The organism is Salinicoccus sp. ID82-1, from assembly GCF_021991715.1.
GTDB classification, from domain to species: domain Bacteria; phylum Bacillota; class Bacilli; order Staphylococcales; family Salinicoccaceae; genus Salinicoccus; species Salinicoccus cyprini.
Map to the genome: position 1 here is coordinate 19,093 of NZ_JAGFLY010000002.1, position 22,434 is coordinate 41,526.

Below are 22,434 nucleotides of genomic sequence, written 5' to 3' on the forward strand. Positions count from 1 at the left end.
ATGTTAGCTTCTAGCAACCAGTACAAGAATTCAAATCTACGCCTTTTTTCCCTGCAGGCCAATGAACCCCTTGCAAGGGAGATTGCTGAACATATCGGCATTCCACTTGGAAAATGCCAGGTCAAACGATTTTCCGACGAAGAGGTCCAGATCAATATAGAAGAAAGCGTCCGTGGATGCGATGTGTTCATTGTCCAGCCGACAAGCCAGCCGGTAAATGAACACCTGATGGAGCTTCTGATCATGATTGATGCACTGAAGCGTGCCTCTGCAGCAACAATCAATATCGTAATGCCTTACTATGGCTATGCACGTCAGGACAGGAAGAGCCGTTCCCGCGAGCCGATTACTGCCAAACTGGTTGCCAACCTGATTGAAACAGCTGGTGCGGACCGTGTCATTTCCCTCGACCTGCACGCACCACAAATCCAGGGATTCTTCGATATTCCGATCGACCACCTCATGGGGGTACCGATTCTGAGTGACTACTTCCAGGAGAACAAGGACTTCAACTTTGATGAAGTGGTTGTCGTTTCCCCGGACCACGGCGGTGTGACACGTGCACGCAAGATGGCGGATCGTCTGAAGACACCGATCGCCATCATCGACAAGCGCCGTCCGAAACCGAATGTTGCGGAAGTGATGAATATTGTAGGTGAAATTGAAGGGCGTACTGCCATCATCATCGATGACATCATCGATACTGGCGGCACGATGAAGCTTGCAGCACAGGCACTGCTCGATAAGGGTGCCAAGGAAGTCTATGCATGCTGTACACATCCGGTACTGTCAGGACCGGCAATCTCGAGAATCGAAGAATCCGTCATCAAGGAACTGGTAGTGACAAACTCCATCCAGCTGCCTGAAGAGAAGAAGAGCAGCAAAATCGTAGAACTTTCCGTAGGCGAACTCATGGCCCAGGCCATTGTCCGTGTCTACGAAGAGGAGTCCGTCAGCATACTGTTTGACAACTGATCCCGGAATCCTGCATGTTTTTTTTACAAACACACGGGTAGTATGCTATTATTATGCATGGCTATGTGTTAAATGAAGTAATGCAAAACTGTCTGTAAATGAAAGGTGGAAATATACCATGGCAAAATTGGCCTCAACGAATAGAGAAGGCAAAGCAAAGCGTTCAGAAGTAACTGAACTGCGCGCAGCGGGCAAGATTCCTGCTGTTGTATACGGCTATGAAGTGGACAACACTCCAGTCGCTGTAGACGAGAACGAATTCATCAAAGTCATCCGTGAAGTGGGACGTAACGGTGTCATCGATCTTGATGTTTCCGGTAAACCGGTTAAAGTAATGGTAACCGAGTACCAGGCTGACTCCCTCAAGAACCAGATCACACACATCGACTTCGTAGCAATCAACATGAAGTCCGAAGTTACAGTGGATGTAGCAATCGAAACAGTTGGAGAAGCAGCTGGTGTAGCTGAAGGTGGTATAGTTGAACACCCGATCTTCGAAGTTTCCGTTACAGCAACACCGGACAACATTCCGGAATCCATCCAGGTCAATGTTGAGGAAATGCAGATCGGCGATACACTCTACGTATCCGACATCCGTTCCAAAGGCAATTTCACAATCGAGAATGAAGATGAAGAAGCAATCGTTTCAATCGTTCCACCTCAGCTCGAAGAAGAGCCTGAAGAGGAAGAGGGCGCTGAAACTGAAGGTGAAGAAACTGAAGGATCTGAAGAAGCAGCAGAAGGATCTGAAGAATCTTCCGACGAAGATAACAAAGACGAAGCGTAATATAAGCATGATCATGGCGGTGGATTTCCCATCGCCTTTTTTAACGTTGTATGAGGTGATGAAATGAAATGTGTGATTGGACTTGGAAATCCAGGGAAGAAGTATGACTATACGAGGCATAATATCGGCTTCATGGTGATCGACCATATGGCGGACGCGCTCGGCATCGAATTATCCAGCAGAAAATTCAAATGTCTTTTCGGTGTAGGCTACTACAAAGGTCAAAGAGTGATGCTCGTAAAGCCCGAGACTTTCATGAATCTGAGTGGTGAAGGTGTACGTCCACTCCTCGACTACTACAAGATCGATGTTGATGACATCCTTGTCCTATATGATGATCTGGATCTTCCTGTAGGCAGACTGCGTCTTCGTAAGAAGGGGAGTGGCGGGGGTCATAACGGCATCAAGTCGCTCAATCAGCATCTGGGTACCGAGAAGTATAAAAGGGTCAGGATCGGCATCGACCGCCCGGCACCTGGCGGCTCGATTCCCGGCTATGTCCTCGGCAGATTTACTAGAAGTGAACAGCCTGTAATTGAAAAAGTGGTCACACGTTCTTCCGAAGCCTCGACTGCGTTTCTGACGGAGCCGTTCGAAGAAGTGATGACGGAATATAACGGTGATGTAGATGAATGAGAAAGTTTCAAAAAGAATACAGAATGATGAACGTTTTCTTGAAGTCGCCAATCATAAAGATGATCTGAACATGATGGTCACGGGCATCAATGATGACTTCAAGCCGGCTCTGCTATATGAACTGGTGCAGTCTGAAGGACGTCCGGTTGTTCTATTTGTGCAGAACAACCACCAGATGGAGAAACTGGCTGCGCCTCTGATGGACATGATGGATAATGTCCATACGTTCCCGGTTGGAGATATTATGATTGAGAACCATGCCAAACAGAGTCCTGAATTCATGAAATCGCGGATGAGCAGCCTCTTTGCTCTGGCGCATAATGAACCAGGGCTATTTGTCGTACCGGTTCATGCGCTGCTGAAACCGATGATGCCGAAAGACAAGCTGCTCGGTTTTGAAAAGACGATAGAAGTCGGCAGCATCCTCGAATATGACCAGTTCATCGAAGATCTGGTGAGCCTCGGCTATAGAAGGATGAACCAGGCGGTGCACTTTGGAGAATTTGCGGTCCGAGGAGACATCATAGACGTCTATATGTCCGAACAGCTCATCCGGATCGAGCTGTTTGATGACGAAGTGGATTCACTGAGATCGATCGATCCCGAAACCCAGCGTTCCATCGAGAATATCGATGCCGTCCAAATGAAGCCGCATGCCGAATACATTATTGAACGGGATGAGCGTGAAAAGCTGCTCGGTAAGATCGAACAGATGTACCAGGACACAAGACCGCATCTCGACCAGACATCACAGGAGGCGCTGGATGAATACTATGACACGGTCACCCATCCCGATCAGACATTCAATCATCTGGTCCACTACAGCCGGCTGCTCACCGACCGGGGCATATCGATCATCGACTATATTACTGACGACCACCGTGTCATCGTCGACGAAGTGAAGAATATGGCTGCAGCCTACGAATCGGAGTTCAATTCGGTCAGTAGCTACTATGAATCGATGGTTGAAGCCGGCCGCATGTTCAAGGGCGGGGGCAACTTCCTCGAGGGCCAGTATGAACGTCTGCTGTCGCTTAAAGGCAGCACCTACTTCAACCTGTTTACAAAAAGCATGCCGGTCGAGATCGGCCATATCGTAAAGATATCTGTCCGGCCGACGGAAGTCTATTATGGGCAATATGATATTCTTGCCTCGAATCTCAACAGGATGCTGAATGATGAATACATGATCAATCTGGTGCTGAGGGATGATGATGAGATCGACAAGACCCGTCAGCTGCTCGAAGATCTGAAGATTCCGAGCTACATTGAAGAAATCCCGGTGGATTCAGGTATTGTCCTGACGAAGGGTGTGCTGTCGAAAGGCTTCATTCTGCCCTTCATGAAAGTGGCCGTCCTCGGCTCGAAAGAGCTGTACAACAAGACATCACGCAAGAAGAAGCGGGCCCGCAAAATCTCAAATGCAGAAAAGATCAAGTCATACCAGGAGCTCAATGTCGGCGACTACGTCGTCCATGTGCACCACGGTGTCGGCCGCTACCTCGGCATCGAAACGCTTGAAATCAGCGGCATACACAATGACTATATGAAACTGCAGTATAAGGGGACCGACCAGCTCTATATTCCGGTCGATCAGATGAACCTTGTGCAGAAGTATGTTGCGAGTGATGATGGCCAGCCGAAGATGCATAAGCTTGGCGGCACCGACTGGAAGAAGACGAAGGCGAAAGTGGAAGCCAACGTCAATGAAATTGCGGATGAACTGATCAAGCTGTATCAGGAGAGAAGCCAGGCCGAAGGGTTTGCATTTTCAATGGATACGGACATGCAGGCTTCATTCGAGGAGCGGTTCCCTTATGAACCAACGGCCGACCAGGTGGCTTCGGTCGGCGAGATCAAGAAGGATATGGAATCCCTGCAGCCGATGGACCGGCTGCTCTGCGGTGATGTGGGGTACGGCAAGACGGAAGTGGCCATACGGGCTGCCTTCAAGGCTGTACAGGATGGCAAGCAGGTGGCTTTCCTCGTGCCGACGACCATACTTGCAGCCCAGCACTATGAAAGCCTGATCGAGCGGATTGAGGACTTTCCTGTCAACGTCGATATGATGAGCCGTTTCAGAACAGCAGGCCAGCTGAAGAAGACGAAGGAAGGTTTGAAGAAGGGCACGGTCGACATCGTGGTCGGTACGCACAAGGTGCTGGCAAAAGATATCGAGTTCAAGGATCTCGGCATGCTGATCATCGATGAAGAGCAGCGCTTTGGTGTCAGACACAAGGAGAAGATCAAGCAGCTGAAGACGAATGTGGATGTGCTGACTCTGACGGCGACGCCGATTCCGAGGACACTCCATATGAGTCTATCCGGTGTCAGGGATCTCTCCGTCATCGAGACACCGCCTGAGAACCGTTTCCCGGTGCAGACGTATGTGCTCGAGTACCAGGGTGATTTCGTGCGCGAAGCGATAGAGCGGGAGCTGGCACGCGATGGGCAGGTCTTCTATCTGCACAACCGGGTGGATACGATCTATCAGAAGAAGGCGCATGTCGAAGCAATGGTGCCGGATGCCGAAGTGGGCGTCATGCATGCCAAGATGAATGAGAAGGAGATTGAGGAGACGATGCTTGCTTTCGTCAATGGCGAGTATGATGTGCTGGTGACGACGACCATCATCGAGACGGGCGTCGACGTGCCGAATGCCAACACGCTGATCATCGAGGATGCCGACCGTTTCGGGCTGAGCCAGCTGTACCAGCTGCGCGGCCGTGTCGGACGGAGCAACCGCATCAGCTACGCCTACCTCTTCCACCAGCCGGACAAGGTGCTGACCGAAGTGGCAGAAAAGCGTCTTGAGGCAATCAAGGAATATACGGAACTCGGCAGCGGCTTCAAGATTGCGATGCGGGATCTCAACATCCGTGGCGCCGGCAATCTGCTCGGCAAGCACCAGTCCGGGTTCATCGATTCGGTCGGTTACGAGCTCTATTCCGAAATGCTCGAGACGGCAGTCAAGGAGAAGCAGGGGCTTGAACCTGAGCCGGAACCGGTCAATATACCGATTGATATTACGGTTGATGCGTATATCCCTGCATCCTATATTTCGCATGAGCAGTCGAAGATCGACATATACAAGCGGCTTAGGAAGGCGGAGTCGATCGATGTCATCCATGATATCCAGGACGAGCTGCTGGACCGTTTCGGGGAGTACCCGATCGAAGTGGAGCGTCTGCTCCAGCTTGTCCGTATCAAAGTCTTCTCACTGATGTTCGGCATCTACCACGTCAAAGAGGACAGTCGTAACTTCTATCTGCAGGTTTCAAGGAAAGCAACCGGGCAGATCGATGGTGAGAAGCTGTTCAACGATACACAGGACTATGGTCGCATCATGAAAATATCCGTACAGGACGGTGAAATGCTGATAACGATCCGGAACAAGGATATCAATCAGCTTGTCACTATTCTTGAAGCGGTACAGAACAGTAGAATGGAGGAAGTGCTATGAAGCGTATAGAAGTGATCGGACTTGGAAGTTCGGACCTGGATCAGATGCCGCTTGGTGTATGGCGGCGCCTTGAACAGGCGGACCGCATCCATTTGCGCACCGAGGATCATCCGGCTGTATCAGCCTTGAAGGAGAAAGGTGCTGAACTGGTCAATCTGGATCATATATATGAGCAGAATGAAACATTCGAAGGCACGTATCAAGCAATCGTCGACAGCCTCGTAGCAGCAGCAGAACATGAGGATGTGGTCTATGCGGTGCCGGGGCACCCGCTATTCTATGAAACGACGACCGAGCTTCTGCTCGAACAAGAGAAACAGGGTGGACTGGAAGTATCGGTATCCGGCGGCCAGAGCTTTATCGATGCAGTCATTTCAGCGGTGAAAGTTCCTGTAAATGAAGGGTTCCAGGTGCTTGACGGCATGGCATTCAAGACGCGGGACCTCGACCACCATCAGCACACTCTGATTACACAGGTATATGACCAGTACAGTCTCGGCGAAGTCAAACTGTCACTGCTCGAATACTATCCCGCGGAGACACAGGTGAAGATTGTCGATGCTGCCGGCAGCACCCATGAGCAGGTCATAAGCCGACCACTGCATGAAATCGATCATCTGGACATCCAGAGCAATCTGCTCTGCCTCTATATTCCGAAAGTTGAAGATGCACGGCTGTCACAGCGCGACATCCATCATATGACGGAAGTATTCGATACGCTCGTCGGCGAGAATGGCTGTCCGTGGGACAAGGTGCAGACGCATGAATCGCTTGAACGCTATCTGCTCGAAGAGACGTATGAAGTGATCGAAGCCATCGAGAGGCAGGATGATGAAGGAATCGTCGAGGAGCTTGGCGATATTCTGCTGCAGGTCGCCCTTCACAGTGCCATCGGCAAGAAGGATGGATACTTCGACTTCTTCGATGTACTGGACAGTGTGACGGCGAAAGTCATCAGACGCCACCCGCATGTATTTGGCGATGCCTCTGTTGAAACGCTTGACGACCTGGACCGTGTATGGTCCGAGGCGAAGGTGAAAGAGGGCAAGAAGGAAAAGATAAAGTACGAAAAATCCTATGGCAGCATTGTGCTTGAATGGATGAAGGAGACTATCCATGAAGGGAAGCCATTGGAGGATATTCTGAAGGAGAGGGGGCAAAACGATGAGACTTGATAAATTTCTTAAAGTGTCCAGAGTAATCAAAAGACGGACACTCGCCAAGGAGATCAGTGATGATGGTCGGGTGAAGGTCAATGACAGAGTCGCAAAAGCAGGGACGGAACTGTCTGTCGGCGACATCGTGGAGATTGAATTCGGCAGAAAGATTGTGACGCTTGAAGTTCTGCAGCTCGGGGCGCATGCGCGCAAGGAGGACGCAGACCGGATGTACAAAGTGGTAAAAGAACAGAAAATTGAAAAGGATACCAGTTTTCTCTAGCAAACAGCGTGTGTATGGTGTATTTTATAGATAGACAACGGACAGATTGAAGGTGTGGAGCCGTGAGCAAGGTAGTCAAGGTCATCAATAATTACACTAGCAGACGCGAAAAGGAAAAGAAGACAAAACAGAACGAAAATCGTGCAGCGAAGAAACGGACGCTGCTGTTCGGCAGCATGCTGCTGGTAATAGTGGGTATTCTGCTCATTGTTGCTTTTAATCAGAAGAACCAGAATCAGCTCCTTCATGAAGAACTGGTCCAGGCGCAGGTTGTACTGGATGAGCGTGTGGATGAAGCGAAAGATCTGGAACAGCAGATCAAACAATTGAACGACGATAACTATATTACACGAATTGCAAGAAGCGAATTCTTCCTCTCCGAAGAAGGCGAAATTGTGTTCAATCTTGCTGAATCGGAAGAACAGGAAGAGAAGCCTGAAAAAAATGAAAACGAGGAATAATCATTGCAATATGTAATGATTATTTTTCTTTTTAGTGATATGATAAAGAAAGATTAAATGATAATTGGGAGGATAATATATTAAGATGTCAGTCGAAGTGGGCAGTAAAGTAAAAGGGAAAGTCACCGGTATCAAGAATTTCGGAGCGTTCGTAGAACTTCCGGGAGGAAAGACAGGGCTCGTTCACATCAGTGAGGTTGCAGATCAGTATGTAGAGGATATCAATGAGCACCTTAGTGTAGGAGAAGAAGTAGAAGTTAAGGTCCTGACCGTTGGGGATGACGGTAAAATCAGTCTGTCCATCAAAAAAGCCAAAGATCAAAAACCTAAGCCGAAACCACGTAAAGATCCGTCTCCGGAAGACTTTGAAAAGAAACTTTCAAGCTTCCTGAAAGACAGCGAAGACCGCATGTCGACAATCAAGAGACAGGCCGAATCACGTCGTGGTGGAAGAGGTAAAAGATAAATAAACATACAGACGATTCCAGTAATCGTCTTATTTTATTTTCCGAGAAGGATGATAGTATGGAACTCTTCACCCCCTGGGGGCGAGAGGAAAAGATTGCGCTCGCAATTTCGGGCGGAATGGATTCCATGGTCCTGTACAACCTGCTGAATACGGTATATAGAGAGAGTTATGGGTCACTCATTCTGCTCCATGTGAATCATGGGCAGCGGGCGGCTTCGGTCGACGAGGCGGCATACATCATGGAAATGGCGCAGCAGGACGGCCGTGTGTGCGAAATGGTGGTGCTTGATATCCCGCCTGGTACGTTCAGCCAGGAAAGCGCACGGGAAGCACGCTATCATTTCTTTGATGAGATGATGGCCAGGCACGGTGCATCAATGCTGCTCACTGCACATCATCTGGATGACCAGTATGAAACCATACTCCATGCCGTTCTTACTGGACGGCATCTGCCTGGAGAAATGGGGATTCCGGCAGAAAGGCATATGCCCGGATACACGATCGTCCGCCCCATGATCGATATCGGACGCGCAGAGATTGCAGGCTATGCCAGAGCGCACGATGTCCACTATTTCGAGGATGAAACGAACAGCGGGACCGACTACACAAGGAACTATATCCGCCACCGGCTCATGCCGCCGATCAGGGAGAGCGCGCACCTGCAGGCGCATCAGCTGCTCCGTGTAAAGCAGGACATGAGCGATGTCGATGACATATTGAAAGCCAGGGCGGCTGCCTTTTTGGCACATCATGAGAAAAACATCGACCGGCATGCCTTCAACAGGGAAAAGCGCATCGTCAGATTCTATATACTGAAAGCCTGGCTGGCGCAGCATGGCGATGCACCGAGACGCCGTCATATCGATGCCATCATGGATGCCATCTGGTCTGATATTTCGAATGCATCTTTTGAGATGGATCATACCAGGATCATCATCTCATATGACCGTATCGTGAAGAAGCAGGGTCAGGATGAGAAGATGGAGATGCTGCAGATGGGTGGCGACGGCATCTACCGCTTCAATGGCTATACGATAACATCCCGCCTGGACGCGGAATGCTATCCAATGACAGTCAGGACCAGGGCTGAGGGGGATCGCATGTACATCCCCGGCGTAGGTACAAAGAAGCTGTCACGCATCTTCATCGACAATAAGATACCAGCGGATGAGCGTGGCACGATGCCTGTTGTCGTGGATAAAAATCGTCAAATTATTGCACTGGGTGAAATTTATAATATAATGGATAGCAAGGAAAAGAACCGTCGATTAATTATTGAAAAGGAGTTTACGAATGGGCCTGAGAAATGACATTAGCGAGATTGTGCTTTCTGAAGAGGATATTCAGAAAATAGCAGAACGGCTCGGCAGAAAGATCACTGAAGACTATGAAGGGAAGACACCGATACTGGTCGGCCTTCTGAAAGGTTCCGTCATGTTCATGGGAGACCTGATCAAGTACATAGATACGCATCTGGAAATAGATTTCATGGATGTTTCAAGCTATGTCGGAACAAAATCTTCCGGTGAAGTGAAAATTCTGAAAGACCTTTCCACTTCAGTGGATGGCCGCCATGTGCTTGTAGTGGAAGACATCATAGAGACCGGCACAACATTGAATTCGATCGTCGATCTGATTCAATACAGGAACGCAGCTTCATTGGAAATAGTGACACTGCTGGATAAGCCGATAAACAGAGAACTTGAAGTTGACGTGAAGTACGTAGGAACGGAAATACCCGATGGTTTTGTTGTCGGATATGGACTGGATTTTGATGAAAAATATCGTAACCTGCCATATATCGGACTATTGAAGCCTGAGCTCTACCAGTAAGGCAAAACAGTGGAATAACCTTGTGAAAATATGGTATTATTTCTCTTAGTCGTATTAGAAATGGAGGTTTACGGATGCCTAAGAATGTAGGCCGTAACATTTTGCTGATACTCATCCTATCAGTCATCATGTTTGGTATATTTCAAAGTTTCAATGGCAATTCAGCTCTTGAAGAGGAGCTCCAGTATGGTGAATTCCTCGAGGAACTGGATGCCGGTAACATAGAAGAACTGATGATACAGCCGGAGCAGAACGTCTATCTCGTTGAAGGACGTCTGGCTGGACAGAACGAACAGGAATCCTTTACTTCCGTGATTCCATACAACAGCACCGAAGACCTCGATCAGATTCTTGATACAGCAAGAGCCCAGGAAGGACTGAACTTCTCGATCGAACCTGCTGAAGAGCAGAGTCCTTGGACGAGCATGCTGTTCACGTTCATTCCATTGCTGCTCATCCTGTTCCTCTTCCTGTTCCTGATGAGTCAGGCACAGGGCGGCGGTGGCGGTGGCGGCCGCGTCATGAACTTTGGTAAGAGCAAGGCGAAGCTCTATGACCAGAGCAAGAAGAAAGTCCGCTTCGAAGATGTTGCAGGTGCGGACGAAGAGAAGCAGGAACTCGTCGAAGTGGTCGACTTCCTGAAAGACCCGCGCCGTTTCGACCGCATCGGTGCAAAAATCCCTAAAGGTGTGCTGCTTGTCGGCCCGCCGGGTACAGGTAAGACATTGATCGCAAAAGCGGTCGCTGGAGAAGCAGGTGTACCATTCTTCTCAATCAGTGGTTCCGACTTTGTAGAGATGTTCGTTGGTGTCGGTGCCTCCCGTGTACGTGACCTGTTTGAGAATGCCAAGAAGAACGCACCGTGCATCATCTTCATTGATGAGATTGATGCGGTTGGACGCCAGCGTGGCGCAGGCGTCGGCGGCGGTCATGATGAGCGTGAGCAGACACTGAACCAGCTGCTTGTTGAAATGGATGGTTTCGGAGAGAACGAAGGCATCATCATGATTGCAGCGACAAACAGACCGGACATCCTTGACCCGGCGCTCCTGCGCCCAGGTCGTTTCGACAGACAGATTCCAGTTGGCCGTCCGGATGTCAAAGGACGTGAAGCGGTACTCAGAGTACACGCCAAGAACAAGCCGCTCGATGATACAGTGGATCTGGGTGCACTCGCCGCCAGAACACCAGGCTTCTCGGGTGCAGATCTTGAGAATCTGCTGAATGAAGCGGCACTTGTTGCTGCCAGACAGGAAAAGTCGAAGATTGATATGCGTGATGTGGACGAAGCGACGGACAGGGTCATTGCCGGTCCAGCGAAGAAGAGCCGCGTCATTTCGAAGAAAGAGCGCAATATCGTGGCATACCACGAAGCAGGCCACACCATCATCGGCATGGTGCTGGATGATGCAGATATGGTCCATAAGGTGACGATTGTCCCTCGTGGCCAGGCTGGTGGATATGCAGTAATGCTCCCGAAAGAGGACCGCTACTTCATGACGAAGCCGGAACTCGAAGACAAGATCGTCGGCCTTCTTGGTGGCCGTGTATCCGAGGAAATTACATTCGGTGAAGTTTCCACAGGGGCCCACAATGACTTCCAGAGGTCCACAGGCATTGCACGCAGCATGGTGACGGAATATGGTATGAGCGAAAAGCTTGGGCCATTGCAGTTTGGTGATTCCAATGGACAGGTGTTCCTTGGGAAGGACATGCAGTCCGACCCGAACTATTCCGACAGCATTGCCTATGAAATCGACCAGGAAATGCAGAATATCATCAAGACGCAGTATGAACGCTGCCGCCAGATTCTGACTGAACACCAGGAACAGCTCAACCTGATTGCAGAAACACTGCTTGAAGTAGAGACGCTGGACCGTGAACAGATCGAAGGGCTCTTCTACAATGGCAAATTGCCTGAACGCAATTATGACGATAGTCATGTAGAGGACGACAAGATTGGTCCATCCTATGAAGAAGCTAAAGAAGAGCTGAAAAAGCGTTCTGAAGAAGACCCAGCTGAAGAAGAAGCAGAAAAAGAAGAAACATCCCGTTTCGCTGAACCTGGTGAACAGCCGGTTGAACAGCGTAACTACCCGCAGGAAAGCCCATCACTTGATGAACAGAGAGAAAGAGAACAGCGATGGGAAGAAGATAACCGAAGAAACTGATGCCAAGTCGCCCTCCTGGGCGACTTTTGGTCATTTATAAGGAGGAATTCCAGTGGATCGCATGATCAGAGGAATTGGAATGAATGATGAAATTCGTATTTTTTCTGTTGATACAACAGATACAGTAAACGAAGCAGTAAGAAGGCACGGCGCTTATCCGACAGCGGCCGCAGCACTCGGCCGCTCCATGACAGCAGGTCTCATGATGGGTGCAATGCTTAAAAATGAAGAGAAGGTGACCATCACCATACAAGGTGGGGGCCCGATTGGTGCAATTGTTGTGGACAGCGACGCCAAAGGGAACGTCCGTGGGTACTTGAGCAATCCGCATGTCCATTTTCCACTCAATGATATCGGCAAACTTGATGTCAGACGTGCAGTCGGTACAGATGGCTTCCTGAATGTGGCCAAGGATATCGGTCTGAAGGAGCACTTTACAGGTTCGACGGAGATCGTATCCGGCGAACTGGGTGAAGACTTCTCCTACTATTTCTATGCCAGTGAGCAGGTGCCATCCATCGTGGCACTGGGTGTGCTGGTGAACCCGGACAATTCGATCAAGGCGGCAGGCGGCTTCATCATCCAGGTGCTGCCAGGTGCCAGTGACGAAACGGTCGAATTTCTTGATAGACGTGCAAAAGAGATGACACCTGTATCGAAACTGATCGACCAGGGTCTCACGCCCGAAGAGATCATCAATGAGGCTATCGGCGAGGAGAACTGGAGATCACTTGATGAAATGCCGGTCCAGTTCGAATGCAGCTGTTCCAAGGACCGCTTCCTGAACGCCATCGCATCACTTGACCCGTCTGAAATCATTTCCATGATCCAGGAAGATGGCGGCGCCGAAGCGGACTGCCACTTCTGCCGCAACAAAGTCTGGATCGAGAAGGAAGAACTGCAGGAGCTCATCACCCATTAGAATTGATTTCTGACAATGGAAATGGTATATTTTCCATAGTAAATAAGTAGGGATAAAGGAGACTGTTATGAGCAAACTTTATAATAGCATTACAGAAGTGATTGGCAACACGCCACTTGTGAAGCTTAATAACCTGACAGACGACAGCATGGCAGACATTTACGTAAAGTTGGAATTCATGAATCCCGGAAGCTCGGTCAAGGACCGCATTGCACTGTCCATGATCGAACGCGCTGAAAAAGAAGGTGTCCTCGACGCAGATACGACAATCATCGAGCCGACAAGCGGCAATACCGGCATCGGGCTGGCGATGGTTGCAGCAAGCAAAGGCTACAGAACTGTACTCGTCATGCCAGATACGATGAGTAAGGAACGACGCAACCTGCTCAAGGCATATGGTGCAGAACTGATTCTGACACCGGGTGCCGAAGGCATGAAGGGGGCAATCGGGAAAGCGGAAGAGCTTGCCGAGAAGCACGGCTATTTCATGCCGCAGCAGTTTGAAAACATGGCGAACCCTGAAATCCATGAAAACACAACAGGACCGGAACTTGTCGAGCAGACCGAAGGACTGGATGTTGCGGCGTTTGTTGCCGGCATCGGTACAGGCGGCACCATCTCAGGTGCCGGCAAGGTGCTCAAAGACAAATATCCGGATATCAGGATCTATGCAGTGGAGCCTGAAGACTCTCCTGTTCTGAGTGGCGGGAAGCCGGGACCGCATAAACTGCAGGGGCTTGGCGCAGGTTTTGTACCAAAGATCCTCAACACGGAAATATATGATGAAGTCATCCAGATCGGCAATGAAGTCGCGATGGAATGGGCACGTGAACTGGCAGCGAAGGAAGGCATCCTCGGTGGCATCTCTTCCGGCGCAGCAGTGAAGGCGAGCCTTGAAGTGGCGAAGCAGCTCGGCAAAGGCAAGAGTGTCGTCACAGTACTGCCGTCCAATGGCGAGCGCTACCTGTCCACACCATTATTCAACTTTGAAGGCTGATAGCCTGCGCACAACCATATCCCCCGGGGGATATGGTTTTTTATTTTCCGTGGTGGAGACTTATGCTTCGTTGTCCATACATGTTATAATATTGCTATTCTTATGGAATAGAGGGATAGTATGAAGCGACTTCAGATCATGGGCATACTGAATGTGACACCGGATTCTTTCAGTGATGGCGGCAGATACCATACTGTGGAAGATGCAGTGGCGCAGGCAGAGCAGATGGCCCGGGAGGGCGCGGATATCATCGATGTCGGCGGCTATTCCACACGTCCGGGCCATAGTGAGGTCAGTACAGAGGAGGAGATCAGCCGGGTCGTTCCTGTCATCGAAGCAATCCGCAATATCGGTCCGGATATTTCAGTCGACACTTTCCGTGGCGCAGTGGCAAGGCGGGCAGTGGAAGCAGGCGCAACGATGATCAACGACCAGTGGCGTGGAACATATGACGAAACGATTCTTGATGTGGCGAGTGACTGTAATGTGCCGATATTCCTGATGCACAACAATACGCATGCTACATACTTGGATGTCGTTCCGGAAATGATTGAAGAGCTGATGGCCTCGGTGAAACTTGCGGAGTCCCACGGCGTTCCCCGTGAGAATATATGGCTCGATCCGGGCATCGGTTTCGTCAAATCGCGCAGCGAGGAGATTGAGGTGATGCACCGTCTGGAAGAACTTGTGGCAACAGGTTTCCCGGTGCTGCTCGCAACAAGCCGGAAGCGCATGATCAAGGAACTGATCGGACAGGAAACCACGGCCACGGAGCGGGATGAGGCGACAGCCGCCACGACCATCTATGGCATCGACAAGGGCATCAGTGCGGTCCGCGTGCATAATGTGGCCCTCAACCGCAGGCTCGCTGACGCCTATATGAAGCTCAAGGAGGGGTTCGATGGATAATATCAGAATCAATGGCATCAAAACATATGCATATCATGGCGTCCTTGAGGCGGAACGTACGCTCGGACAGTTTTTCATTACCGACGTCGTCATGTATCTGGACCTGTCCGCTGCCTCCAGGACCGACAACCTGACCGAGACTGTCCATTACGGCGAAGCGTACCAGATGATCGAGAAGATCATCAAAGGGGAGCCGGTCGATCTGATCGAACATCTTGCAGAAAAGGTATCGATGGCGCTGTTTGACCAGTATGATAAAATAGTAGGGACAGAAGTGACCATCACTAAAATAAATCCTCCGATAGAGGGTAATTATGATAACGTCAGTATTACATTGAATAGAAAGCGGGAAGATTAATGGCGGTTGTATATTTGGGACTTGGAAGTAACCTGGGAGATCGCAGGGAGAACCTCGAATCTGCCATACACAAGCTTGAAGACCATGCATCCATCGAAGTGGTCAGACGCTCATCCATCCTTGAGACAGCACCATACGGAAAAACAGACCAGCCGGATTTCATGAATATGTGCATCATGGTTGAAACACGCGTTTCTCCCCTTGACCTCCTTGAAGTTGTCCTCTCTGTCGAACACGACATGGGGCGTGTCCGGAAGGAAATATGGGGACCGCGTATAATTGATATAGACATACTGCTCTATGAGGATCTGGAGCTGTCCCTGGATGAACTGAATATTCCTCATACAGAAATGCACAAGCGTGCTTTTGTGCTTGAGCCGCTTGCAGAAATTGCGGGAGATGTCGTGCATCCGGGATTCGGCAGGACAATCGAAACGCTCAGACAGGAGCTTGAGGCAGGAAAAACGAACAGTTGAGAGACGGATGTCTCACCAGGTGGTAAGGGATGAACTTGAAAAACAACAGATAGTATAGGAGAGAAAATCATTGAGTGAAGAAATAAATGACCAGATAGCAGTCAGAAGAGAAAAAATGCAGCAGCTCATCGATCTCGGCATCGATCCGTTCGGCGAGAAATTTGAACGTACATCCTACACGGACGCATTGAAAGAGACGTGGGATGCATTTTCCAAAGAGGAACTTGCAGACAAGGAAGCGGAATCCGAGACAGTCATCGCGGGTCGTCTGATGACGAAACGTGGTAAAGGCAAGGCGGGATTTGCACATATCCAGGATATAAAAGGACAGATCCAGCTGTATGTACGCAAGGACCAGGTCGGTGACGCGGCATTCGATGTATGGAACCAGGCGGATCTCGGGGACATCGTCGGTGTCAGAGGTGTCATGTTCAAGACCAATACTGGAGAGCTTTCCATCAAGGCAAAGGAATTTACGCTGCTGACGAAAGCATTGCGCCCACTACCGGATAAGTATCACGGTCTGAAGGACGTGGAGGAGCGCTATCGCAAACGCTATCTCGATCTGATTACAAGTGAAGGCTCCAAGGATACATTCATCAAGCGCAGCCGGATCATCCAGGAGATGCGCAATTATCTGAATCAGCGTGGATTCCTTGAAGTGGAGACACCGATGATGCATACCATTGCAGGCGGCGCACAGGCGCGTCCATTTGTGACGCACCATAATGCACTCGATATGGAGCTCTTTATGCGTATTGCGATCGAGCTGCACTTGAAGCGTCTGATTGTCGGCGGAATGGAGAAGGTCTATGAAATCGGCCGTGTATTCAGAAATGAAGGTGTATCCACACGTCACAACCCTGAATTTACAATGATCGAGCTCTATGAAGCCTATGCAGACTTCCATGACATCATGGACCTGACTGAAGAGATGGTGGCGCACATCGCCAAGCACGTCAATGGTACGACAGTCATCGAGTATGGCGGAGAAGAAATTGATCTGACGCCGCAGTGGAAACGCGTGCACATGGTGGATGCAGTCAAGGAGCAGACTGGTGTCGACTTCTATGCAGTCAAATCCGACGCGGAAGCACACGAGCTTGCCAAAGAACATGGCATCGAAGTGAAAGAAACGATGAAATACGGACATATTCTGAATGAATTCTTCGAGCAGAAGGTCGAGGAGACACTCATCCAGCCGACGTTCATCTTCGGTCATCCGATTGAAATCTCTCCACTCGCGAAACAGAATCCGGAAGACCCGAGGTTCACGGACCGCTTCGAACTGTTCATCGTGGGCCGCGAGCATGCCAATGCCTTCACGGAGCTGAATGATCCGATCGATCAGAGGAAGCGTTTCGAAGCACAGGTTGCCGAGAAGGAAGCGGGTAATGACGAAGCTCATGAAATGGACGAGGACTTCCTCGAATCACTCGAATACGGTATGCCGCCAACAGGTGGACTGGGTATCGGAATCGATCGTCTCATCATGCTGCTGACCGACTCTGCGTCCATCCGTGACGTACTGCTCTTCCCTTATATGAGGCAAAAATAATCATTATATTTAATAATACACCGGGCAACGCGCTCCGGTGTATTATTTCCATTTTAAAATCATGAAATTTGTTGACTTTATGCTGAAATGTAGTATTATATAAAACAGTCGTTGTTAACCAACTCAACCATCTCAGGAGAATTAGCTCAGCTGGGAGAGCATCTGCCTTACAAGCAGAGGGTCGGCGGTTCGAACCCGTCATTCTCCACCATTCATAAACTTGGTGATTCAGCCGGTCTAGCTCAATTGGCAGAGCAACTGACTTGTAATCAGTAGGTTGGGGGTTCGATTCCTCTGGCCGGCACCATCTGATTCAAATCGGAAGCCAGTTGACGGAACAACAGAAATCATCAGAGGATAAATCCTCCGAATTAACATATGCGGGTGTGGCGGAATTGGCAGACGCGCTAGAATCAGGATCTAGTGCCTTAATCGGCGTGGGGGTTCGAGTCCCTTCACCCGCACCATATTTTAATTTCATAAGACGCGGAAGTAGTTCAGTGGTAGAACATCACCTTGCCAAGGTGGGGGTCGCGGGTTCGAATCCCGTCTTCCGCTCCATTATTATTTTAAGCGGTGGATACCGTTTTTATTTTTTTTCATGCGCCCGTAGCTCAATTGGATAGAGCGTTTGACTACGGATCAAGAGGTTAGGGGTTCGACTCCTCTCGGGCGCGCTCAGTAATTCACGGGAAGTAGCTCAGCTTGGTAGAGCACTTGGTTTGGGACCAAGGGGTCGCAGGTTCGAATCCTGTCTTCCCGACTCTTGTTTTTAATTTTCATCTTATGATGGGGGCTTAGCTCAGCTGGGAGAGCGCCTGCTTTGCACGCAGGAGGTCAGCGGTTCGATCCCGCTAGTCTCCACTTTTTTTATTTTAATACATAATCTTGGGCCTATAGCTCAGCTGGTTAGAGCGCACGCCTGATAAGCGTGAGGTCGGTGGTTCGAGTCCACTTAGGCCCACTCAAAAGACATGGAAACATCCATGTCTTTTTTTTATGCCTTGAAATGGTCATCCTCTTGTTATTGGTGCATCTTCAAGGAAAGCATCGAGAATCTGCCTTATCTCCTCCACTTCCTTCTCCCCGATACCAATGACGACAGTATCTCGGAGATCCCCATTATTGGCGTAGATATTACCAGGAACCAGGCCATGCTTTCTGGCAAGTTCCTGAAGGTCTGTTCCAGGTATTCTGAGCATGAAGTGCATGCCGGTATGCTCACCGTATATTTCCACGCTGTGGGCCGCTCTGAGCCATTGTGTAACATCCGCCATCTTCTTCCTGTACATCTTGCGCATCCGGTTGATATGGCGGTTCAGATAGCCCTCAGCCATAAACTGTGCCACTATATGCTGCATCTGCCTGGGAACGTTGCAGGAGAGTGCCTCCTGGTAGTAGCGTTCTGCCAGAGCGGCGGGGAGCACCATGCAGGATAATCTTAGTGAGGGATAGAGTGATTTCGAAAATGTACTCATATAGATTGTATGGTCGTTCTGGTCGAGTCCCTGGAGGGACGGGAGCGGCCGGCCGGTATATCTGAACTCGCTGTCGTAGTCATCTTCGATGATGTAGTGTCCGCGGGTGCTGGCATGATTCAATAGCTGGATGCGTTTTTGCAGCGACATGACAGCACCACTCGGGAATTGGTGGGACGGGGTCACATGGGTGACCGGGTTATCGAGCGCTTCAACGGCATCAATGTCGATGCCATCCTCCTGGACCGGTGCGAAGTCCATGCCGCTGCCGAGGCGGTCGAGCACGCGTCGTATGATTGGATAGCCGGGATCCTCAATGGTCATTTTCGGATGCTTGAGCAGATACAGTACCTGCTCGAGCAGAAATTCCGTGGAAGGCCCGATGAATATCTGATCCACTGCGCATGTGACCCCCCGATTGATATGCAGATATTGTCTGAGCTGTTCCTTCAAAGCCCTTTCCCCGCTGTCATCTCCTTTATTGAGCAGTTCCGGATCAGCATGGACTTCCCGGGCAATCTGCTTCAGGACATCACTCTGGACAAGTGTCGTATCGATGGTACCGAGCGGCAGCGCATATTCCTTCTCCTTCGGTCGTCTGATTTCAGGCTGCATACGCCGATCCGTCTGCTTCAGCTGTTCAATGACGGAGACGTAGAAGCCGCTCTTCTCCCGGCTGTAGATCAGATCTTCGTCCAGCAGCAGGTGATAGGCATGTTCGACGGTTGTCTGGCTGATGGACAGGTCCGTCATCAACTGGCGTTTACTCGGCAGTTTTTCGTCACTGTCGAGGGAGCCGTCCAGTATCTGGGACTTGAGTACATTATAAAGTTGTTTGAAAAGCGGTGTTTCCGATTGTCTGTCGAGTGTGATCAGCATAATCTGACCTCCTTAAATGATTCCAAACTGATACTTTCAGGTAATCAGATTTATCTCTATACTACGATATAATAATCTGAAAATAAAGGAGTCGTTTTGAATGCAGCAGACAGGTACAGAGAGAGTCAAAAGAGGAATGGCCGAAATGCAGAAGGGCGGTGTCATCATGGACGTTGTCAATGCGGAGCAGGCGCGTGTGGCTGAAGCAGCCGGTGCAGTCGCAGTCATGGCACTTGAGCGCGTCCCGTCCGACATCCGGGCAGCCGGTGGTGTGGCAAGGGCATGTGACCCGAGGATTGTGGAAGACGTAATGAATGCCGTATCCATCCCGGTCATGGCAAAATGCAGGATCGGACATATTACGGAAGCAAGAGTACTTGAAGCAATGGGTGTCGACTACATAGACGAGTCGGAAGTGCTGACGCCTGCCGATGAAGTATTCCACCTCAAGAAGGACGACTACATAGTCCCGTTCGTATGCGGCTGCCGCAATATCGGAGAAGCAGCCCGACGTATCGCAGAAGGCGCGTCCATGCTTAGAACAAAAGGGGAGCCCGGTACCGGCAATATTGTTGAAGCGGTCAGACATATGAGAATGGTTAATCAGCAGGTGCGTCAGATTGCTGTGATGAGCGATGACGAGCTGATGACTGAAGCGAAGAACCACGGTGCGCCTTATGAGATTCTGAAAGAGATCAAGGCCCTCGGCAAGCTGCCGGTCGTCAACTTCGCAGCAGGAGGCGTCGCAACACCGCAGGACGCGGCACTGATGATGGAACTCGGTGCAGATGGTGTCTTCGTCGGATCCGGCGTCTTCAAGTCCGATAACCCGGAGAAATTTGCGAAAGCCATCGTCGAGGCGACAACACACTACCAGGACTATGAACTGATCGGCAAGCTCGCCAAGGAGCTCGGTACAGCGATGAAAGGCCTCGAAATCAGCCAGCTGTCACTGGAAGACAGGATGCAGGAGCGTGGCTGGTAATGAAAATCGGCATACTCGCATTACAGGGTGCATTCAGGGAGCACCAGCGGATGGTCGAAGCGTGCGGTGAGGAAGCGGTGCTTGTCAAAAAAGTGGAGATGCTGTCCGAGATTGATGGGCTCATCCTGCCTGGTGGGGAATCGACAGCCATCAGAAGGCTGATGGACCGCTACGGTTTCACAGAAGTTCTCAGATCGAGCACACTGCCGATGTTCGGCACATGCGCCGGCGTCATCCTGCTCGCTCGTGAGGTCGTCGGTGAAGAGACGAAGCATCTCGGCAAACTGGACATAGCGGTAGAGAGGAATTCCTTCGGCAGACAGGTCGACAGCTTCGAAGCTGAGCTTACGGTCGAGGGCGTGGAAGAACGTGCACTCGCCGTATTCATCAGGGCGCCGCATATCGCTTTGGCCGGAGAGGGTGTACAAGTACTTTCGGAAGCGGAAGGCAAGATCGTTGCTGTGCGCTCCGACCGCCACCTCGGCATCTCCTTCCATCCGGAGCTGACGGATTCACTCGTGTTCCATCAGTATTTCATGGATATGGTAAAAGAGAACATTTCAAAGGAAATGACTGTCTAGAAATAAAGCTGCCAGACCTAAAACGAGGTCTGGCAGTTTTTCGTATCAGTCGTTATTATATTTCTTATCCGCTTTCATCCGAGTTTTCATACCGGCTGAGGTTTCAGTGCCGCTTTCCATCGGTTCATGCAGGCTGCCTGACGTATATGGTGCTTCCGGTGCATCTTCGATGACACTCTTCACATAATTGGCATTGAATTTCTCGGTCAGTCCCGGCAGCAGGCTTTCAGAGATGCCGGTGCCTTTTGTCTTGATGCCGACTTCCACGCTTTCCTCAGGTTCGTCTATCAGTCCGATGATCGCTTTGACGACACTTTCCGGCTTGTCCATCGGCTTCATCTGGGCGCGGTGACCGGAATAGTTGGCCGAATGGTCGAACCATGGTGTATCCGTTGCCCAGGGGTGGACGGTGCAGACGTGGATGTCCTCATAGCCATCCACTTCCATTTCCCGCTGCAGTGCATAGCTCAGGGATGACACGGCGTATTTGCTTGCGCTGTAGGCTGTATAGTATGGGAACGGCACCTGGGCGGCTACCGAGCCGAGATTGATGATGGTGCCTTTCTTCTGCTGCCTGAAATGCTTCAGTGCATACTGGCTGCCGATCATCGTTCCGAGCACATTGATGTCGAGCATGCGCTTCATGTCCTCAACGGGTATTTCAGTATAGTTGCCGATCAGGCCGATGCCGGCCATATTGATCCACACGTCAATCTTTCCGAAATTGTCCAAGGCAGTATCATACAGCTTTTTAACATCCGCTTCCTTGCTGATATCCATTGTTACAGGTATGACAGATGCACCGAGCTGGTCTGCAAGCTCCTCGATCAGTCGGGTACGGCGGGCACCGATGACCACATTGGCGCCCTCTTCAGCAAGCTGCTTTGCGGTTTCCTTGCCAAACCCACTGGATGCGCCGGCAATGACAACTGTCAGTCCTTCGCGATTGCTGCTCATAATTGGATCCCCCCATTTATATTCAGTCTCCATCTTTCTTTTCCCTTAATACTAGAAATTACTCGTGGCTTCATGTAAAGAACAGCGAACTATCTTTTT

21 protein-coding genes and 8 tRNA genes are annotated in these 22,434 nt (G+C 50.3%); 27 read left to right on the top strand and 2 right to left on the bottom strand.

Going from position 1 to position 22,434, the window contains the following annotated elements:
• From J4760_RS05580 to J4760_RS05700, 25 genes are all read left to right on the top strand, one after another.
• A complete protein-coding gene (locus J4760_RS05580; RefSeq protein WP_145289765.1) occupies window positions 1-975 on the top strand; it encodes a ribose-phosphate diphosphokinase in 975 nt (324 codons plus the stop codon).
• A gap of 118 nt (window positions 976-1,093) precedes the next feature.
• Window positions 1,094-1,762 carry a 50S ribosomal protein L25/general stress protein Ctc gene (locus J4760_RS05585; protein WP_145289768.1) on the top strand — a complete coding sequence of 223 codons (669 nt, stop codon included), beginning with the start codon at window positions 1,094-1,096 and terminating at the stop codon, window positions 1,760-1,762.
• 63 nt (window positions 1,763-1,825) lie between these two features.
• On the top strand, window positions 1,826-2,398 hold the full coding sequence (pth, locus tag J4760_RS05590) for an aminoacyl-tRNA hydrolase (RefSeq protein WP_145289770.1): 573 nt from the start codon (window positions 1,826-1,828) through the stop codon (window positions 2,396-2,398).
• A complete protein-coding gene (gene mfd / locus J4760_RS05595; protein ID WP_237605059.1) occupies window positions 2,391-5,861 on the top strand; it encodes a transcription-repair coupling factor in 3,471 nt (1,156 codons plus the stop codon). The genes pth and mfd overlap by 8 nt, the downstream gene beginning before the upstream one ends.
• Window positions 5,858-7,036 carry a MazG nucleotide pyrophosphohydrolase domain-containing protein gene (locus tag J4760_RS05600; protein WP_237605060.1) on the top strand — a complete coding sequence of 393 codons (1,179 nt, stop codon included), beginning with the start codon at window positions 5,858-5,860 and terminating at the stop codon, window positions 7,034-7,036. Before mfd ends, J4760_RS05600 begins: the two co-directional genes overlap by 4 nt.
• Window positions 7,026-7,301 (top strand): RNA-binding S4 domain-containing protein, encoded by a 276-nt coding sequence (locus tag J4760_RS05605; protein WP_145289779.1) that lies wholly within the window; start codon window positions 7,026-7,028, stop codon window positions 7,299-7,301. Before J4760_RS05600 ends, J4760_RS05605 begins: the two co-directional genes overlap by 11 nt.
• Window positions 7,302-7,363: 62 nt before the next feature.
• A complete protein-coding gene (locus J4760_RS05610) occupies window positions 7,364-7,762 on the top strand; it encodes an FtsB family cell division protein (protein WP_145289782.1) in 399 nt (132 codons plus the stop codon).
• 85 nt (window positions 7,763-7,847) lie between these two features.
• On the top strand, window positions 7,848-8,228 hold the full coding sequence (locus J4760_RS05615) for a S1 domain-containing RNA-binding protein (RefSeq protein WP_145289785.1): 381 nt from the start codon (window positions 7,848-7,850) through the stop codon (window positions 8,226-8,228).
• A 59-nt stretch (window positions 8,229-8,287) separates the two neighbouring features.
• Window positions 8,288-9,541 carry a tRNA lysidine(34) synthetase TilS gene (tilS, locus tag J4760_RS05620; protein ID WP_237605061.1) on the top strand — a complete coding sequence of 418 codons (1,254 nt, stop codon included), beginning with the start codon at window positions 8,288-8,290 and terminating at the stop codon, window positions 9,539-9,541.
• Window positions 9,531-10,064 (top strand): hypoxanthine phosphoribosyltransferase, encoded by a 534-nt coding sequence (hpt, locus tag J4760_RS05625; protein WP_237605332.1) that lies wholly within the window; start codon window positions 9,531-9,533, stop codon window positions 10,062-10,064. Before tilS ends, hpt begins: the two co-directional genes overlap by 11 nt.
• Before the next feature lie 74 nt (window positions 10,065-10,138).
• Entirely contained in the window at window positions 10,139-12,235 is a 2,097-nt protein-coding gene (ftsH, locus tag J4760_RS05630) for an ATP-dependent zinc metalloprotease FtsH (RefSeq protein WP_145289790.1), read from the top strand.
• A gap of 46 nt (window positions 12,236-12,281) precedes the next feature.
• Window positions 12,282-13,157 (top strand): Hsp33 family molecular chaperone HslO, encoded by an 876-nt coding sequence (hslO, locus tag J4760_RS05635; protein WP_370637547.1) that lies wholly within the window; start codon window positions 12,282-12,284, stop codon window positions 13,155-13,157.
• A 67-nt stretch (window positions 13,158-13,224) separates the two neighbouring features.
• On the top strand, window positions 13,225-14,154 hold the full coding sequence (cysK, locus tag J4760_RS05640) for a cysteine synthase A (RefSeq protein WP_237605062.1): 930 nt from the start codon (window positions 13,225-13,227) through the stop codon (window positions 14,152-14,154).
• 120 nt (window positions 14,155-14,274) lie between these two features.
• Window positions 14,275-15,063 carry a dihydropteroate synthase gene (folP, locus tag J4760_RS05645; protein ID WP_237605063.1) on the top strand — a complete coding sequence of 263 codons (789 nt, stop codon included), beginning with the start codon at window positions 14,275-14,277 and terminating at the stop codon, window positions 15,061-15,063.
• Complete coding sequence (folB, locus tag J4760_RS05650) at window positions 15,056-15,421, top strand: dihydroneopterin aldolase (protein WP_145289799.1); 366 nt, start codon at window positions 15,056-15,058, stop codon at window positions 15,419-15,421. Before folP ends, folB begins: the two co-directional genes overlap by 8 nt.
• On the top strand, window positions 15,421-15,897 hold the full coding sequence (folK, locus tag J4760_RS05655; RefSeq protein ID WP_145289802.1) for a 2-amino-4-hydroxy-6-hydroxymethyldihydropteridine diphosphokinase: 477 nt from the start codon (window positions 15,421-15,423) through the stop codon (window positions 15,895-15,897). The genes folB and folK overlap by 1 nt, the downstream gene beginning before the upstream one ends.
• A 70-nt stretch (window positions 15,898-15,967) precedes the next feature.
• Entirely contained in the window at window positions 15,968-17,455 is a 1,488-nt protein-coding gene (gene lysS, locus J4760_RS05660; protein WP_237605064.1) for a lysine--tRNA ligase, read from the top strand.
• 135 nt (window positions 17,456-17,590) lie between these two features.
• Window positions 17,591-17,666: transfer RNA gene (locus J4760_RS05665), tRNA-Val, on the top strand.
• 20 nt (window positions 17,667-17,686) lie between these two features.
• A tRNA-Thr gene (locus tag J4760_RS05670) sits at window positions 17,687-17,762 on the top strand.
• A gap of 73 nt (window positions 17,763-17,835) precedes the next feature.
• Window positions 17,836-17,922: transfer RNA gene (locus J4760_RS05675), tRNA-Leu, on the top strand.
• A gap of 19 nt (window positions 17,923-17,941) precedes the next feature.
• Window positions 17,942-18,016: transfer RNA gene (locus J4760_RS05680), tRNA-Gly, on the top strand.
• Between the two features lie 42 nt (window positions 18,017-18,058).
• Window positions 18,059-18,132 (top strand) — tRNA-Arg (locus tag J4760_RS05685).
• Window positions 18,133-18,144: 12 nt separating this feature from the next.
• A tRNA-Pro gene (locus tag J4760_RS05690) sits at window positions 18,145-18,218 on the top strand.
• Window positions 18,219-18,246: 28 nt separating this feature from the next.
• A tRNA-Ala gene (locus J4760_RS05695) sits at window positions 18,247-18,319 on the top strand.
• Between the two features lie 26 nt (window positions 18,320-18,345).
• Window positions 18,346-18,419 (top strand) — tRNA-Ile (locus J4760_RS05700).
• A 49-nt stretch (window positions 18,420-18,468) separates the two neighbouring features.
• On the opposite strand, the gene pdxR is transcribed toward J4760_RS05700, so the two are convergent.
• Window positions 18,469-19,812 carry a MocR-like pyridoxine biosynthesis transcription factor PdxR gene (pdxR, locus tag J4760_RS05705; protein ID WP_237605065.1) on the bottom strand — a complete coding sequence of 448 codons (1,344 nt, stop codon included), beginning with the start codon at window positions 19,810-19,812 and terminating at the stop codon, window positions 18,469-18,471.
• 100 nt (window positions 19,813-19,912) lie between these two features.
• On the opposite strand from pdxR, the gene pdxS reads away from it, so the two are divergent.
• Both pdxS and pdxT read left to right on the top strand, forming a co-directional pair.
• Entirely contained in the window at window positions 19,913-20,797 is an 885-nt protein-coding gene (pdxS, locus tag J4760_RS05710; RefSeq protein ID WP_237605066.1) for a pyridoxal 5'-phosphate synthase lyase subunit PdxS, read from the top strand.
• The gene (gene pdxT / locus J4760_RS05715) at window positions 20,797-21,378 is read left to right on the top strand and encodes a pyridoxal 5'-phosphate synthase glutaminase subunit PdxT (protein WP_237605067.1); all 582 of its coding nucleotides are present in this window, start codon (window positions 20,797-20,799) and stop codon (window positions 21,376-21,378) included. The genes pdxS and pdxT overlap by 1 nt, the downstream gene beginning before the upstream one ends.
• Before the next feature lie 45 nt (window positions 21,379-21,423).
• On the opposite strand, the gene J4760_RS05720 is transcribed toward pdxT, so the two are convergent.
• Complete coding sequence (locus J4760_RS05720; protein ID WP_145289819.1) at window positions 21,424-22,335, bottom strand: SDR family NAD(P)-dependent oxidoreductase; 912 nt, start codon at window positions 22,333-22,335, stop codon at window positions 21,424-21,426.
• Window positions 22,336-22,434 lie beyond the last annotated feature (99 nt).

Bases quoted from the DNA above. Each gene is read 5' to 3' on its own strand.
- J4760_RS05580 (WP_145289765.1), top strand. From the start codon at position 1: ATGTTAGCTTCTAGCAACCAGTACAAGAATTCAAATCTACGCCTTTTT.
- J4760_RS05585 (WP_145289768.1), top strand. From the start codon at position 1,094: ATGGCAAAATTGGCCTCAACGAATAGAGAAGGCAAAGCAAAGCGTTCA.
- pth (WP_145289770.1), top strand. From the start codon at position 1,826: ATGAAATGTGTGATTGGACTTGGAAATCCAGGGAAGAAGTATGACTAT.
- mfd (WP_237605059.1), top strand. From the start codon at position 2,391: ATGAATGAGAAAGTTTCAAAAAGAATACAGAATGATGAACGTTTTCTT.
- J4760_RS05600 (WP_237605060.1), top strand. From the start codon at position 5,858: ATGAAGCGTATAGAAGTGATCGGACTTGGAAGTTCGGACCTGGATCAG.
- J4760_RS05605 (WP_145289779.1), top strand. From the start codon at position 7,026: ATGAGACTTGATAAATTTCTTAAAGTGTCCAGAGTAATCAAAAGACGG.
- J4760_RS05615 (WP_145289785.1), top strand. From the start codon at position 7,848: ATGTCAGTCGAAGTGGGCAGTAAAGTAAAAGGGAAAGTCACCGGTATC.
- tilS (WP_237605061.1), top strand. From the start codon at position 8,288: ATGGAACTCTTCACCCCCTGGGGGCGAGAGGAAAAGATTGCGCTCGCA.
- ftsH (WP_145289790.1), top strand. From the start codon at position 10,139: ATGCCTAAGAATGTAGGCCGTAACATTTTGCTGATACTCATCCTATCA.
- cysK (WP_237605062.1), top strand. From the start codon at position 13,225: ATGAGCAAACTTTATAATAGCATTACAGAAGTGATTGGCAACACGCCA.
- folP (WP_237605063.1), top strand. From the start codon at position 14,275: ATGAAGCGACTTCAGATCATGGGCATACTGAATGTGACACCGGATTCT.
- folB (WP_145289799.1), top strand. From the start codon at position 15,056: ATGGATAATATCAGAATCAATGGCATCAAAACATATGCATATCATGGC.
- folK (WP_145289802.1), top strand. From the start codon at position 15,421: ATGGCGGTTGTATATTTGGGACTTGGAAGTAACCTGGGAGATCGCAGG.
- pdxR (WP_237605065.1), bottom strand. From the start codon at position 19,812: ATGCTGATCACACTCGACAGACAATCGGAAACACCGCTTTTCAAACAA.
- pdxS (WP_237605066.1), top strand. From the start codon at position 19,913: ATGCAGCAGACAGGTACAGAGAGAGTCAAAAGAGGAATGGCCGAAATG.
- pdxT (WP_237605067.1), top strand. From the start codon at position 20,797: ATGAAAATCGGCATACTCGCATTACAGGGTGCATTCAGGGAGCACCAG.
- J4760_RS05720 (WP_145289819.1), bottom strand. From the start codon at position 22,335: ATGAGCAGCAATCGCGAAGGACTGACAGTTGTCATTGCCGGCGCATCC.